This is a genomic window from Streptomyces sp. NPDC002676, assembly GCF_053592455.1.
In genome coordinates, this window is the sequence record NZ_JBSFVT010000001.1 from 1,072,577 (window position 1) to 1,087,146 (window position 14,570).

14 protein-coding genes are annotated in these 14,570 nt (G+C 70.0%); 10 read left to right on the forward strand and 4 right to left on the reverse strand.

What is annotated here, in order from left to right:
* The first annotated feature begins 231 nt into the window (after window positions 1-231).
* The 4 genes from ACWD3E_RS05095 (at window position 232) to ACWD3E_RS05110 (ending at window position 3,377) form a co-directional block, all read left to right on the forward strand.
* A complete protein-coding gene (locus ACWD3E_RS05095) occupies window positions 232-1,023 on the forward strand; it encodes a PspA/IM30 family protein (protein ID WP_451386138.1) in 792 nt (263 codons plus the stop codon).
* Between the two features lie 33 nt (window positions 1,024-1,056).
* On the forward strand, window positions 1,057-1,335 hold the full coding sequence (gene pspAA / locus ACWD3E_RS05100; protein ID WP_451386139.1) for a PspA-associated protein PspAA: 279 nt from the start codon (window positions 1,057-1,059) through the stop codon (window positions 1,333-1,335).
* 144 nt (window positions 1,336-1,479) lie between these two features.
* Complete coding sequence (locus tag ACWD3E_RS05105) at window positions 1,480-2,700, forward strand: sensor histidine kinase (RefSeq protein WP_451386140.1); 1,221 nt, start codon at window positions 1,480-1,482, stop codon at window positions 2,698-2,700.
* A complete protein-coding gene (locus ACWD3E_RS05110; protein ID WP_451386141.1) occupies window positions 2,697-3,377 on the forward strand; it encodes a response regulator in 681 nt (226 codons plus the stop codon). Before ACWD3E_RS05105 ends, ACWD3E_RS05110 begins: the two co-directional genes overlap by 4 nt.
* A gap of 75 nt (window positions 3,378-3,452) precedes the next feature.
* Here the strand turns inward: ACWD3E_RS05110 and nadA are convergent, their stop codons facing one another.
* Entirely contained in the window at window positions 3,453-4,649 is a 1,197-nt protein-coding gene (gene nadA, locus ACWD3E_RS05115; RefSeq protein ID WP_451386142.1) for a quinolinate synthase NadA, read from the reverse strand.
* Window positions 4,650-4,916: 267 nt separating this feature from the next.
* Here nadA and ACWD3E_RS05120 point away from each other — a divergent pair, with 267 nt between their 5' ends.
* Window positions 4,917-5,273, forward strand: coding sequence for an iron-sulfur cluster assembly accessory protein (locus ACWD3E_RS05120; protein WP_076089244.1), 357 nt, complete (start codon window positions 4,917-4,919; stop codon window positions 5,271-5,273).
* 90 nt (window positions 5,274-5,363) lie between these two features.
* On the opposite strand, the gene ACWD3E_RS05125 is transcribed toward ACWD3E_RS05120, so the two are convergent.
* Together ACWD3E_RS05125 and ACWD3E_RS05130 are read right to left on the reverse strand one after the other, a co-directional pair.
* Window positions 5,364-6,851 carry a hypothetical protein gene (locus ACWD3E_RS05125; protein WP_451386143.1) on the reverse strand — a complete coding sequence of 496 codons (1,488 nt, stop codon included), beginning with the start codon at window positions 6,849-6,851 and terminating at the stop codon, window positions 5,364-5,366.
* 100 nt (window positions 6,852-6,951) lie between these two features.
* Complete coding sequence (locus ACWD3E_RS05130; protein WP_451386144.1) at window positions 6,952-7,185, reverse strand: hypothetical protein; 234 nt, start codon at window positions 7,183-7,185, stop codon at window positions 6,952-6,954.
* A gap of 131 nt (window positions 7,186-7,316) precedes the next feature.
* Here ACWD3E_RS05130 and ACWD3E_RS05135 point away from each other — a divergent pair, with 131 nt between their 5' ends.
* The gene (locus ACWD3E_RS05135; RefSeq protein WP_451386145.1) at window positions 7,317-8,291 is read left to right on the forward strand and encodes a carbohydrate kinase family protein; all 975 of its coding nucleotides are present in this window, start codon (window positions 7,317-7,319) and stop codon (window positions 8,289-8,291) included.
* Window position 8,292: 1 nt separating this feature from the next.
* Here ACWD3E_RS05135 and ACWD3E_RS05140 read toward each other — a convergent pair whose 3' ends face one another.
* Entirely contained in the window at window positions 8,293-9,669 is a 1,377-nt protein-coding gene (locus ACWD3E_RS05140) for an aminotransferase class V-fold PLP-dependent enzyme (protein WP_451386146.1), read from the reverse strand.
* A 331-nt stretch (window positions 9,670-10,000) separates the two neighbouring features.
* Here ACWD3E_RS05140 and ctaC point away from each other — a divergent pair, with 331 nt between their 5' ends.
* The 4 genes from ctaC (at window position 10,001) to ACWD3E_RS05160 (ending at window position 14,536) form a co-directional block, all read left to right on the forward strand.
* On the forward strand, window positions 10,001-10,963 hold the full coding sequence (gene ctaC / locus ACWD3E_RS05145; RefSeq protein ID WP_451386147.1) for an aa3-type cytochrome oxidase subunit II: 963 nt from the start codon (window positions 10,001-10,003) through the stop codon (window positions 10,961-10,963).
* On the forward strand, window positions 10,960-12,687 hold the full coding sequence (ctaD, locus tag ACWD3E_RS05150; RefSeq protein WP_451386148.1) for an aa3-type cytochrome oxidase subunit I: 1,728 nt from the start codon (window positions 10,960-10,962) through the stop codon (window positions 12,685-12,687). Before ctaC ends, ctaD begins: the two co-directional genes overlap by 4 nt.
* On the forward strand, window positions 12,684-13,082 hold the full coding sequence (locus ACWD3E_RS05155) for a cytochrome c oxidase subunit 4 (protein WP_451386149.1): 399 nt from the start codon (window positions 12,684-12,686) through the stop codon (window positions 13,080-13,082). Before ctaD ends, ACWD3E_RS05155 begins: the two co-directional genes overlap by 4 nt.
* A 194-nt stretch (window positions 13,083-13,276) precedes the next feature.
* A complete protein-coding gene (locus ACWD3E_RS05160; protein ID WP_451386150.1) occupies window positions 13,277-14,536 on the forward strand; it encodes an Ig-like domain-containing protein in 1,260 nt (419 codons plus the stop codon).
* The last annotated feature ends 34 nt before the right edge of the window (window positions 14,537-14,570 follow it).

The window sequence follows — 14,570 nt, forward strand, 5'->3', positions numbered from 1 at the left end:
GGAACGATCCGGCAACACCGGGCGTCTGTACAGACGTCCGGAGGGGGACAGAGGGGACGTTCCGGCAGGGGATCACCTACTCCCTGGGCCGGAGCCGCACCGTCCGTAGTCGTCCTAGGGGATGAGCGCATCACTCCCCGAACAGTGCGGTAATGGAGGCAGGGCCCGTACTGTGGGTTCTGTCGCAGGATCTGTGAGCTGGAGTCCGTCAGAAGGGGGCGCGCGAAGCCCATGAGCGGTGTCATGAAGCGTATGGGGATGATCTTCCGCGCGAAGGCGAACAAGGCCCTTGACCGGGCCGAGGACCCGCGCGAGACCCTGGATTACTCGTACCAGAAGCAGCTGGAGCTGCTCCAGAAGGTGCGCCGCGGAGTGGCCGACGTGGCCACCTCCCGCAAGCGCCTGGAACTCCAGCTCAACCAGTTGCAGCAGCAGTCCTCCAAGCTGGAGGACCAGGGCCGCAAGGCGCTCGCGCTGGGCCGCGAGGACCTGGCCCGTGAGGCGCTGTCCCGCCGTGCCGCCCTCCAGCAGCAGGTCACGGACCTGGAGACGCAGCACGCGACGCTCCAGGGCGAGGAGGAGAAGCTCACCCTGGCCGCCCAGCGCCTCCAGGCCAAGGTGGACGCCTTCCGCACGAAGAAGGAGACCATCAAGGCCACCTACACCGCCGCCCAGGCCCAGACCCGTATCGGCGAGGCCTTCTCCGGCATCTCCGAGGAGATGGGCGACGTCGGCCTCGCCATCCAGCGCGCCGAGGACAAGACCGCCCAGCTCCAGGCCCGGGCCGGCGCCATCGACGAGCTGCTCGCCTCCGGCGCCCTGGACGATCCCTCCGGCATGGCCAAGGACGACATCGCCGCCGAGCTGGACCGGATCTCCGGTGGTACGGATGTAGAGCTGGAGCTGCAGCGCATGAAGGCCGAGCTGGCCGGAGGCGCCCCGCAGCAGGCCATCGAGGGCGGCACCGGCCAGGCGCAGTCCCAGCAGCAGCCGCAGGACACCCCGCGCTTCGACAAGCAGTAGCCCGGCGCCGGGACCCGAGCCGAGGAGGCCGACGTGATCGTACGGATCATGGGCGAAGGCCAGGTGAGGCTGGACGACGCCCACTTCGCCGAGCTGAACAAGCTGGACGACGAGCTGCTGGTGGAGATGGAGGGCGGCGACGAGGCAGGCTTCCGGCGCACGCTCGGTACCCTCCTGGACGCCGTCCGGCGGCTCGGCACCCCGCTGCCGGACGACGCGCTGGAACCCTCGGAACTGATCCTCCCGGCCTCTGACGCCTCCCTGGCGGAGGTCCGGGAGATGCTCAGCGACGACGGACTGATCCCGGGCTGAGCCCGCTCGGCCCGGGTGGACCGGGTGGTGCGGGTCAGCCCGGGATCAGCCGCCCCGCCCGCGAACAGCGCTCCACGGCCGGCGGCCGGTGAGGTCCGGCTCGGCCGATTCCGGCAACCGCCGCCGCCCCGTACTGTTCCCTGCGTGAGCACTCTCGAACGCGCCCGGTGCGGTCTGAAGGCCCACCCGCTCGCGCTGGACGCGGCCGTCGCCGCGGGCGTCCTGGTGTGCATGGTCGCCGGGTCCTTCGTGGATCCCCGGGGCGAGAACGGTGCCACCTGGGTCATGCGCACCCCGGCCCCGCTCAGCATCCTGCTGATGGCCGTCGGCGCCGCGGCGCTCGTCCTGCGCCGCCGTGCCTGCATGGCCGTCCTCGCCGTCACCGGCACCGTCTCCTTGGTCGAGTGCGTCACCGGCGATCCACGCGCCCCGGTCGCGATGTCGGCCGTCATCGCCCTGTACACGGTCGCCTCGGCCACCGACCGCACCACCACCTTCTGGGTCGGGCTGCTCACCATGACCGTGCTGACCGCCGCCGCCATGCTCGGCGGTCCGCTGCCCTGGTACGCCCAGGAGAACCTCGGCGTGCTCGCCTGGACCGGCATCGGCGCCACCGCCGGGGACGCCGTGCGCAGCCGCCGCGCGGTCGTCCAGGCCATGCGGGAGCGCGCCGAACGCGCCGAGCGCACCCGCGAGGAGGAGGCGCGCCGCCGGGTCGCCGAGGAGCGGCTGCGCATCGCCCGTGATCTGCACGACGTCGTCGCCCACCACATCGCCCTGGTCAACGTGCAGGCCGGGGTCGCCGCCCACGTCATGGACAAGCGGCCCGACCAGGCCAAGGAGGCCCTCGCGCACGTCCGCGAGGCCAGCCGCTCCGCGCTGAACGAACTGCGGGCCACCGTCGGCCTGCTCCGCCAGTCCGGCGACCCCGCGGCCCCCACCGAACCCGCCCCGGGCCTCGCCCGTCTGGAGGAACTCGTCGGCACCTTCCGCAGCGCGGGCCTGCCCGTCGAGGTGGCCCGCGCCGACCAGGGCACCGTACTCCCGGCCGCCGCCGACCTGGCCGCCTACCGGATCATCCAGGAGGCCCTGACCAATGTGCGCAAGCACGCGGGCCCGGAGGCGAAGGCCGAGGTCAGCGTCGTACGCGTCGGACCGGACATCGAGGTCACGGTCCTGGACGACGGCTCGGGCGCGGGCGGTGAACCGGAGGCCGGCGGCGGGCACGGGCTGCTCGGCATGCGGGAGCGGGTCGCGGCCCTCGGCGGCACCCTGACCACGGGGCCCCGGTTCGGCGGCGGTTTCCGCGTCCATGCGATCCTGCCGGTCACGACCCGTACGACGGCCCAGGGGGAGCCCGCATGACGATCCGTGTCCTGCTCGCCGACGATCAGGCACTGCTGCGCAGCGCGTTCCGGGTGCTCGTCGACTCCGAGCCGGACATGGAGGTGGTCGGGGAGGCCTGCGACGGCGCCGAGGCGGTCCGCCTGGCCAAGGAGCAGGGCGCGGACGTCGTCCTCATGGACATCCGGATGCCCGGCACCGACGGCTTAGCCGCCACCCGCCTGATCAGCGCCGACCCGTCCCTGGGCCAGGTCCGCGTGGTCATCCTGACCACCTTCGAGGTCGACGACTACGTCGTCGAGGCGCTGCGCGCGGGCGCCTCCGGTTTTCTCGGCAAGGGCAGTGAACCGGAGGAGCTGCTCAGCGCCATCCGGGTCGCCGCGGCGGGCGAGGCCCTGCTCTCCCCGGTCGCCACCAAGGGCCTGATCGCCCGCTTCCTCGCCCGGGGCGACGACGGCGACGGCCACGACACCGCCCGCTCGGCGCGGCTGGAGGCGCTGACCGGCCGCGAGCGCGAGGTCCTCGTCCAGGTCGCCGGCGGTCACTCCAACGACGAGATCGCCGAGCGCCTGGAGGTCAGCCCGCTGACGGTGAAGACGCACGTCAACCGGGCCATGGGCAAGCTGGGCGCGCGGGACCGGGCGCAGCTGGTCGTGATCGCGTACGAGTCGGGGCTGGTGCGCCCGCGGGTGGACTGAGCGCGGCCGTCGGCACGAAAGGCCCGGTCCGCGGGTGGATGCGGACCGGGCCTCTTTCGTCGAAGGCGCCGCAGGCTACGGCAGCGCCAGCATCCGCTCCAGCGCGAGCTTCGCGAACGCCTCGGTCTCCTTGTCGACCTCGATGCGGTTGACGAGCTTGCCCTCGGCCAGGGACTCCAGGGCCCAGACCAGGTGGGGGAGGTCGATGCGGTTCATGGTGGAGCAGAAGCAGACCGTCTTGTCGAGGAAGACGATCTCCTTGCCCTCGGGCGCGAAACGGTTCGCCAGGCGGCGGACCAGGTTCAGCTCCGTGCCGATGGCCCACTTCGAGCCGGCCGGGGCGGCCTCCAGGGCCTTGATGATGTACTCGGTCGAGCCGACGTAGTCCGCCGCGGCCACGACCTCGTGCTTGCACTCGGGGTGGACGAGGACGTTCACGCCGGGGATGCGCTCGCGCACGTCGTTGACCGAGTCCAGGCTGAAGCGGCCGTGGACCGAGCAGTGCCCGCGCCACAGGATCATCTTCGCGGCCCGCAGCTCCTCGGCGGTCAGCCCGCCGTTCGGCTTGTGCGGGTTGTAGACCACGCAGTCGTCCAGGGACATCCCCATGTCACGGACGGCGGTGTTGCGGCCCAGGTGCTGGTCGGGCAGGAACAGGACCTTCTCGCCCTGCTCGAAGGCCCAGTCCAGGGCGCGCTTGGCGTTGGACGAGGTGCAGATGGTGCCGCCGTGCTTGCCGGTGAACGCCTTGATGTCGGCGGAGGAGTTCATGTACGAGACCGGGACCACCTGGTCGGCGACGCCCGCCTCGGTGAGCACGTCCCAGCACTCCGCGACCTGCTCGGCCGTCGCCATGTCGGCCATCGAGCAGCCGGCGGCGAGGTCGGGCAGCACGACCTTCTGGTCGTCGGACGTCAGGATGTCCGCCGACTCGGCCATGAAGTGCACACCGCAGAAGACGATGTACTCGGCCTCCGGGCGCGCCGCCGCGTCCCGGGCCAGCTTGAAGGAGTCGCCCGTGACATCGGCGAACTGGATGACCTCGTCGCGCTGGTAGTGGTGGCCGAGCACGAAGACCTTGTCGCCGAGCTTTTCCTTGGCGGCACGGGCGCGCGCGACCAGGTCCGGGTCGGACGGCGAGGGCAGGTCGCCGGGACACTCGACGCCCCGCTCGCTCTTCGGGTCGGCCTCGCGGCCGAGCAGCAGCAGGGCGAGGGGAGTCGGCTGAACGTCGAGGTCCTGGCTCTGGGCGGTGGTCGTCACGACACGCACCCTTTCTACTTTTCGTCTAACTGACGCTATCTATCATATCTGCTTCACGTCAGTTTGACGACGGCCATAGCGTCGATGTGACATGAATCCCGCCGCCCTTCCGTCGATGGCGCCCCTGGGGTCACTGTGCCCCTGGTCCGGCATGTGCGAGCATGAAGAAAGAAGCAAGAACGCGCCCACGCGATGGCCCCGGCCCGGAATGAATCCGCGGAAGTGCCGGTTGCACTCGTCGGCAAGCAGTCTCCGTACAACCCGGGAGAGATGTAGATGTCCGTATCGGACGAGACCAGCACCGTCACCGACGGCATCATCCTGACCGACGCCGCCGCGGCCAAGGTCAAGGCCCTGCTCGACCAGGAAGGCCGTGACGACCTCGCGCTGCGCGTCGCCGTTCAGCCCGGCGGCTGCTCCGGCCTGCGCTACCAGCTCTTCTTCGACGAGCGCTCGCTCGACGGCGACGTGGAGAAGGACTTCGGCGGGGTCAAGGTCGTCACCGACCGCATGAGCGCTCCGTACCTGGGCGGCGCCACCGTCGACTTCGTGGACACCATCGAGAAGCAGGGCTTCACGATCGACAACCCGAACGCGACCGGCTCCTGCGCCTGCGGCGACTCCTTCAGCTGAGTCGGCCAAGAGCTGAGTCGGCCAAGGCCTGACGCAAGAGGCGGCGGTCCCTGTGAAGGGGGCCGCCGCCTCTCGCGTATGGATCGGCCGCTAGCGCGCCGCCCGCGGGGCGTGCGGTCGCGGCGACCTCGGGTCCGCCTTCGGGACCGGCTTGCCGTCCGTACCGACCACCTGCCGCCCGTCGAGCGGTGCGTGCAGCCGCAGGGTCTGCCCGTAGAGCACGGCGACCGCTGCGCAGATCGTGTTCGTCCGGGAGGTCTCGACGACCCGGACGGTCACCTTGCCGTCGCTCTCCTTCACCGAGGCCTTGTAGTCGGCGCACACCCCGCCCGAGAAGTTCACGCTCAGCTCCCGGCCGACGGCGCGGTAGCTGTCCGCCCTCACGTCCCGCCGCACCTTCCGGTGCTTCGGGTCCGATGTCGGCCCGGGTACGGGCCTGGACTTCGGCGTCGCCAGGTACTTCGGGTCCACGGCCGGATACGTCACCGTGGAGGCGTCCAGCGCCCCGGACTGTGACCCCCGTACGTCGAACAGCCAGGACGGCACCAGCGTCTGCCGCCCGTGGACCGAGTGCGCGGCCAGCCCGAACACCGCCCTGCCGACCGTGACCGTGGAGGCCGTACCCGCCTTGGACGCGCCGCACGGCTTCTCCAGCCGGTCCTTCAGCGGCACGGGGGCGGCGCAGCCGCCGATGCCCATCCGGTGGTCGCCCTTCGGGGCCGCGTTCATCAGCTCGAGCGTCTTCTTCGCGCCCAGGACCGGGTACGTGTCCCCCTTCACCGGCGCCTTCAGCAGACCGTGGCCGCCGACCACCTCGCCCTGCCGGTCCACCATCAGCCCGGTCGTCCAGCCGTACGTGGGGAGCCCCTCCACCACCGGATCGGCGTCGACCACGCGCTGGGCGCCCATGACCTGGCTCGCGTCGATCTTCGCGTCGTCCTGCCCCAGCGCCTTCAGCACGGGCACCGCGGACTTCTTCGCCGCCGCCACGCTCACGGTGCGGCCGGCCGGGTTGGCCGGGTCGTGCGTGCAGACGGTGATCTTGCGGCAGTCGTCGGTGCCGGGGGCGTACCGGCTGAACGTCCAGCTCCCGGGTGCGTCCCGGTTCACCTGGAGGCTCGGCCCGTCCCCGGGGTGTCCGACCCGCCAGTGCCCGCCCTCGGCCACCGGAGCCCCCTCGACGCCGAGCGCCCTGGCCAGCCGGGCCACCGCGTCCTTGCCGACTTCACCGGCGGGCGCGTAGACGGCCGCCGAACCCGGACCGGTCGGCAGCTCACCCGAGGCCACGTACTTCACGCCGTACGGCGCCCCGGGCACCCAGCCGTCCAGGGTGAGCGGCGGGGGAGTGCCGCCGTCCCCCGGCGCCGAGCGGTTCGTACGGCCGTGCCCGCCACCCCTCGCGGCGAGGTACGCGCCGCTGCCACCGATCAGCAGTACGGCCGCCGCGACGGAGACGACGACCAGGGCGGAGTGGCGCCGGGACCGCCGACCCGCGTCCTCGCCCGGGTCGCCGTCCGCCGGGGCCGCGCTCTTGGCCGCCCCGGCAGCATCGTCATTCTCGGGTCGCTCGGTGTTCACAGCTTCGCTCCTCGCTGGTCGTGTCCCGCCTCCCCGTCACGGGGGACGGCGATGGGACGCGGCAGGGGAGCGCACGGTTCCCGGCGGACGCGCTCCCGCGTCAGTCGCCGTAGTCCGACATGGCGTCCAGCAGCCGGGCGGAGCGCGCCGGCACGGACACGCCATGGATCAGCGACGGAGGCACCGGCCGGGCCTGGGCGTGCTCGGGCACCCTCCAGTGCGGAGCCATCCGGGCACAGTCGCAGCGCAGCGAGGCGAGATCGCCCTCGAAGTCGCCGGCGAGGTCGCCGGCGAAGCCGGCCGGAGCGGTGGAGTCGACCTTGAGGTTCGTCATGACGGAACCGTAGACACGCCGGGGTGCGCGAAGAAAGATCTACTATCGGGTAGTTTTGTCGGCTTCAGCAGCCCGCGCCGAGCGGGTAGCGTGAACTGTCAATCCCGCCTCCCCGCAGGAGAATGTCCGCCGTGCGCATCGCAGTCACCGGCTCCATCGCAACCGACCACCTGATGACCTTCCCCGGCCGCTTCGCCGACCAGTTCGTCGCGGACCAGCTGCACACGGTCTCGCTCTCGTTCCTGGTCGACAATCTGGACGTGCGCCGGGGCGGCGTAGGCGCGAACATCGCCTTCGGCATGGGCCAGCTCGGCACGCGGCCGATCCTGGTCGGCGCCGCCGGCTTCGACTTCGACGAGTACCGCGCCTGGCTCGACCGGCATGGCGTGGACACCGAGTCGGTCCGCATCTCGGAGACCCTGCACACCGCCCGCTTCGTGTGCACCACCGACTCCGACCACAACCAGATCGGCTCCTTCTACACCGGCGCCATGAGCGAGGCCCGGCAGATCGAGCTGAAGACCGTCGCCGACCGCGTGGGCGGTCTCGACCTGGTCCTCATCGGCGCCGACGACCCCGAGGCGATGCTCCGCCACACGGAGGAGTGCCGCTCCCGGAACATCTCCTTCGCCGCGGACTTCTCCCAGCAGATCGCCCGCATGGAGGGCGAGGAGATCCGGATACTGCTGGAGGGCGCGACCTACCTCTTCTCCAACGAGTACGAGAAGGGCCTCATCGAGACCAAGACCGGCCTGAGCGACGGCGAGATCCTCGCCAAGGTCGGCCACCGCGTCACCACCCTCGGCGCGCGGGGCGTGCGCATCGAGCGGGTCGGCGAGGACCCGATCGAGGTCGGCTGCCCGGACGAGGAGCGCAAGGCCGACCCCACGGGCGTCGGCGACGCCTTCCGCGCGGGGTTCCTCTCGGGCCTGGCGTGGGGCGTCTCGCTGGAGCGCGCCGCGCAGGTCGGCTGCATGCTGGCGACGCTCGTCATCGAGACCGTGGGCACGCAGGAGTACCAGCTGCGCCGGGCGCACTTCATGGACCGGTTCACGAAGGCGTACGGGGACGACGCGGCCCGGGAGGTCCGGGCGCACCTCGGCTGAGTCAGCTCACCCGGCGTACCACGTACGCCGTACCCCGTTGCGCCGGTTCCTCTCCGACGTACTCCTGCCCCCGCATCTCGCACCACGCCGGGATGTCCAGGCGGGCCGCCTCGTCGTCGGAGAGGACCCGGACCGTGCCGCCCACCGGCACGTCCCCGATCACCTTGGCCAGCTCGATGACCGGGATCGGGCAGCGCTTGCCGAGCGAGTCGACGACCAGCTCCCGCGCCCGCACCTGCGTCGCGGGAGCCGGTGCCCCCAGCTTCTCCCGGACCCCTGCCACCGTCCCCGGCAGCACCTCCAGGAACCGCTCCACGTCCTCCCCGGCCACCCCGGCCGGCAGCGACACCCGGACATTGCCCTCGCTCAGCACCCCCATCGCCTTCAGCACATGGCTGGGCGTCAGCGTGCTGCTCGTGCAGGACGAGCCGGACGAGACGGAGAAGCCCTCCCGGTCCAGCTCGTGCAGCAGCGCCTCTCCGTCGACATAGAGACAGGAGAAGGTGACGATCCCGGGCAGCCGGCGCTCGGGGTCGCCCACGACCTCCACGTCCGCCACCAGCTCCGGCACCCGCGCCCGGATCCGCGCCGTCAGCTCCCGCAGCCGTACCGCCTCCTGGGCCGCCTCGGCGCGCACCGCCCGCAGCGACGCCACGGCGGCCACGATGGCCGGAAGGTTCTCGAACCCGGGGGCCCGCCCCGACTCCCGTTCGTCCACCGGCCCTTGGGCCGCGAACCGCACGCCCTTGCGTACGACGAGCAGCCCGACCCCGGACGGCCCGCCCCACTTGTGCGCACTGCCCGTGAGCAACGACCAGTCACCCTCGACCGGCCCCCACCCCAGCGACTGCGCCGCGTCCACCAGCAGCGGCACCCCGGCCGCCCGGCACGCCTCGGCCACCTCGGCCACCGGCTGCACGGTGCCCACCTCGTGGTTGGCCGACTGCAGACAGGCCAGCGCGGTGTCCTGCCGGAGCTCGGCGGCGTAGGCCGAGGGATCCACCGCTCCCGCCCGGTTGACGCCCACTCGGGTGACCGTGCCGCCGGCCGCCTCGTGCGTTTCGGCGCAATGGAGTACGGAGGAGTGCTCGACGGCTGACACGATCAGGTGACGCCCGACCCGCCGCCGCCCCGCCAACGCCCCCGCGATCCCCGTGTGCACGGCCCGGGTCCCGGAGGAGGTGAACACCACCTCGTCCGCCCGGCACCCCACAGCCTCAGCAGCCGCCTCACGAGCCGCATCCAGCAGCATCCGCGCCTTGCGTCCCTCCCGGTACAGCCGAGCGGGATCGGCCCACCCGTCATCCAGAGAGGCCAACAGCGCCTGACGGGCGACAGGGTGAAGGGGAGCGGCGGAGGCAGCGTCGAAGTAGGACACACAACAACGGTAGAACGTGCCCGCCCTGCAACTCCCCAAGGGGCGCGGGGCCGTGTCCGACATGCGGCTCCGCCGCGTGGGCGCGACCAGCCACAACCCACCCGCACCCGCAGCGCAAACTGCGACAACCCGAGCTATTAGGCGCCCATTCCCACTCCTACGGAGTGAGACGCGGCGCGTATGCCCCCCTCCCCGCGAACCCCCGGAGAGCGTCGGCTAGGGTTTGGTCCGCATAAACATCCAAACCCCTGCCCGACGCAGGGCGGCGACCGACCAGCGAGAAGGCAGGCCGCAGCCAACCGCGCGGGCGAGACTCTCGGGAAGGCGCTACGTGAGTCCCAACGGCTCCGACCGCTCGCCGCGGCGCCCGATGCGGCGGAAGCTGCTGCAGGCACTGACCGCGGGCCTGGTCCTGGCGACCGCAACCGGTTGCACATACAAGGACTTCCCCCGCCTTGGCATGCCCACCCCGACCACGGAAGAGGCTCCGCGGATCCTCTCCCTGTGGCAGGGCTCCTGGGCTGCCGCGCTCGCCACCGGCGTGCTGGTGTGGGGCCTGATCCTGTGGAGCGTCATCTTCCACCGGCGCAGCCGTACCAAGGTCGAGGTCCCCCGGCAGACCCGGTACAACATGCCGATCGAGGCCCTCTACACAGTGGTCCCGATCATCATCATCTCGGTGCTCTTCTACTTCACGGCCCGGGACGAATCGAAGCTCCTCAGCCTCACCGACAAGAAGCCCGACGTCACGGTCAACGTGGTCGGCTTCCAGTGGAGCTGGGGCTTCAACTACGTCGAGAACGTCCCCGGTTCCACGGGTGACGCCAAGACCGACAAGAACCTGGCCGCCATTCCGGACCGGTTCCTGAAGGAGTTCCCGGCGAACGCCGGTGGCGTCTACGACGTCGGCACGCCGGGCACGCGGAACCCGCAGACCGGCAACCCCGGTCCGACCCTGTGGCTCCCCAAGGGCAAGACCGTCCGCTTCATCCTCACCTCGCGTGACGTCATCCACTCCTTCTGGGTGGTGCCGTTCCTGATGAAGCAGGACGTCATCCCGGGCCACACCAACGCCTTCCAGGTGACCCCCAACCGTGAGGGCACCTTCCTCGGCAAGTGCGCGGAGCTCTGCGGTGTCGACCACTCCCGGATGCTGTTCAACGTGAAGGTCGTCTCCCCGAAGCGGTACGAGCAGCACCTCAAGGACCTCGCCAAGAAGGGGCAGACCGGTTACATTCCCGCCGGCATCGCGCAGACGAGCCACGAGAAGAACCGGGAGACGAACAACCTGTGAGCATCCTCAACGAACCCCAGGGTGCCGCGGCAGCTGAGGCCTCGTACGAGAACGAGCTGCCGGTCAGGCGCAAGCAGCCCGGCAACGTCGTGGTGAAGTGGCTGACGACCACCGACCACAAGACGATCGGAACGCTGTACCTCGTCACGTCGTTCGCGTTCTTCCTGATCGGCGGCGTGATGGCGCTCCTCATGCGCGCCGAGCTGGCCCGGCCGGGCCTGCAGATCATGTCGAACGAGCAGTTCAACCAGGCGTTCACGATGCACGGCACCGTGATGCTGCTGATGTTCGCGACGCCGCTGTTCGCCGGCTTCGCGAACTGGATCATGCCGCTTCAGATCGGTGCGCCGGACGTGGCGTTCCCGCGGCTGAACATGTTCGCCTACTGGCTCTACCTGTTCGGCTCGACGATCGCGGTGGGCGGCTTCGTCACCCCGCAGGGTGCGGCCGACTTCGGCTGGTTCGCCTACTCCCCGCTGTCGGACGCGGTCCGCAGCCCGGGTATCGGCTCCGACATGTGGATCATGGGTCTGGCCTTCTCCGGCTTCGGCACGATCCTCGGCTCGGTCAACTTCATCACCACGATCATCTGCATGCGCGCGCCGGGCATGACCATGTTCCGCATGCCGATCTTCACCTGGAACGTGCTGCTGACCGGTGTGCTGGTCCTGCTCGCCTTCCCGGTGCTGGCCGCCGCGCTGTTCGCCCTGGAGGCGGACCGCAAGTTCGGTGCCCATGTGTTCGACCCGGCCAACGGCGGCTCACTGCTGTGGCAACACCTCTTCTGGTTCTTCGGCCATCCAGAGGTGTACATCATCGCCCTGCCGTTCTTCGGCATCATCAGTGAAGTCATCCCGGTCTTCAGCCGCCGCCCGATCTTCGGTTACATGAACCTGATCGCGGCCACCATCGCGATCGCGGGTCTGTCGGTGACCGTGTGGGCGCACCACATGTACGTCACCGGTGGCGTGCTGCTGCCGTTCTTCTCCTTCATGACGTTCCTGATCGCGGTCCCGACCGGTGTGAAGATCTTCAACTGGATCGGCACCATGTGGAAGGGCTCGCTGTCCTTCGAGACGCCGATGCTGTGGGCGATGGGCTTCCTCATCACCTTCACCTTCGGTGGTCTGACCGGTGTCATCCTGGCCTCGCCGCCGATGGACTTCCACGTCTCCGACTCGTACTTCGTGGTGGCCCACTTCCACTACGTGGTGTTCGGTACGGTCGTGTTCGCGATGTTCTCCGGCTTCCACTTCTGGTGGCCGAAGATGACCGGCAAGATGCTCGACGAGCGCCTCGGCAAGATCACGTTCTGGACGCTGTTCTTCGGTTTCCACGGCACCTTCCTGGTCCAGCACTGGCTGGGTGCCGAGGGCATGCCGCGTCGTTACGCCGACTACCTGGCGGCCGACGGCTTCACCGCCCTGAACACGGTCTCCTCGATCAGCTCGTTCGTGCTCGGCATGTCGATCCTGCCGTTCCTCTACAACGTGTGGAAGACGGCCAAGTACGGCAAGCCGGTCGGCGTGGACGACCCGTGGGGCTACGGCCGCTCGCTGGAGTGGGCGACCTCTTGCCCGCCGCCGCGGCACAACTTCCTCACCCTGCCGCGGATCCGCAGCGAATCCCCGGCGTTCGACCTGCACCACCCGCAGCTGGCTGTGCTTGAGCAGCAGGCCTTCGCCGGTGACGCACTTACGGGCGGCAAGGAGGCCGGCAAGTGAAGATCCAGGGCCGGATGTTCATGTGGCTGAGCGCCTTCATCCTGATCATGGCCGTCGTGTACGGCGTGTGGTCGAAGGAGCCGGCCGGTACCACTGCGCTCTTCCTGGCCTTCGGCCTGTCCATCATGATCGGCTTCTACCTGGGCTTCACGGCCCGGCGGGTCGACGCGGGTGCACAGGACGACAAGGAGGCCGACGTCGCGGACGACGCGGGCGAGCTGGGCTTCTTCAGCCCGCACAGCTGGCAGCCGCTCATGCTGGGCTTCGGCGGTGCGATCGCCTTCCTCAGCGTCGCGGTCGGCTGGTGGCTGATCTACTTCTCCGCCCCGTTCATCGTGATGGGCCTGTTCGGCTGGGTGTTCGAGTACTACCACGGTGAGAACCGCACCCAGTAGCACATCCGGCAGCGGGTGACACGCGCCGAGCGCACCAAGAGCCCGGACTCTCCTGAGGGAGCGTCCGGGCTCTTGCCGTTTCCGGGCTCTTGCCGCTTCCAGCCTCTGCCGTCGCCAGCCCTTTGCCGCAGCGCCCGTCCCTCGTTCGGGTTACATGACGCGCTCATAATGTCAGCGGCTCATAGCGTGATCATATGAACCACTCTCCGCGGACCCGCACCGTCGTCAGCTGCACCCTGCTGGTGACCGCCCTCGGCGCGGGCGTCACCGCCTGCGGTTCGGACGGCAATCCCCTGTCGGCCAAGCCGTACGACGCAGCGGGCCAGATCTCGTTCAACGGCCCCACCGGTGCGGGGAAGCGGGCCGACCCGGACAAGCCCCTGGAGATCACCTCCGACGGTGACGGCCGTATCACGGACGTCACCGCCCAGGACGCCACAGGGCGCTATGTGGCGGGCGAACTCTCCGCCGACGGCAGCCAGTGGCACAGCACCTCCCCGCTGGCCGCCAACGCCCATTACACGGTCCGGGTGAGCACGGAGGACGACGATGGTGCCCCCGGCCGTGAGGTCCTCAGCTTCGACACCAGCATGCCGACCGCCAAGAAGCGCCTGAACGTCACGTTCGGGCCGGACGCGGGCCAGTACGGCGTCGGACAGCCCATCACCGCCCAACTGGACCAGGAAATCAAGGGCAAGGCGCAGCGGGCCGTCGTGGAACGCGCCCTGAGGGTGGACTCGACGCCGGCCGTGGAGGGCTCCTGGTACTGGGTGAGCGACAAGGAACTCCACTACCGGCCCCAGGAGTACTGGCCCACCCACGCGACCATCCAGGTGCACAGCAACCTGGACGGCATCAAAATCAGCGACCGGCTGTGGGGCGGCGCCTCCAAGCCGCTGAAGCTCACCACGGGCGACAAGATCGTGGCCGTCACGGACGCCTCGGCGCACAAGATGACGGTCTACAAGGACGACGAGGCGATCAGGCAGCTCCCCGTCACCACCGGCAAGCCCGGCTTCGAGACCCGCAACGGCGTCAAGGTGGTCCTGGCCAAGCAGTACTTCGTACGCATGCGCAGCACCACGATCGGCATTGCGGAGGGCAGCTCCGACTCCTACGACCTGCCGGTCTACTACGCCAGCCGGGTCACCTGGTCCGGCGAGTTCGTGCACGCCGCCCCCTGGTCCACCGGCGCCCAGGGCTACGCGAACGTCAGCCACGGCTGCACGGGCATGAGCACCGAGAACGCCAGATGGTTCTTCAACACCATCCATGAGGGTGACATCGTCAAGGTCGTCAACTCCAACGGCGACCCCATGGAGCCCTTCGGCAACGGCTTCGGCGACTGGAACGTCGACTGGAAGAAGTGGCGCTCCGGCTCGGCCCTCGTCAACGGCCAACCGGACGGCTCGGCCTCGACGGACGCGCTGCGCCTCCAGCCGGCAGCGCTGTAGCAGGCTGAGGGGCGCGAGGAACGAACCCCCGCGC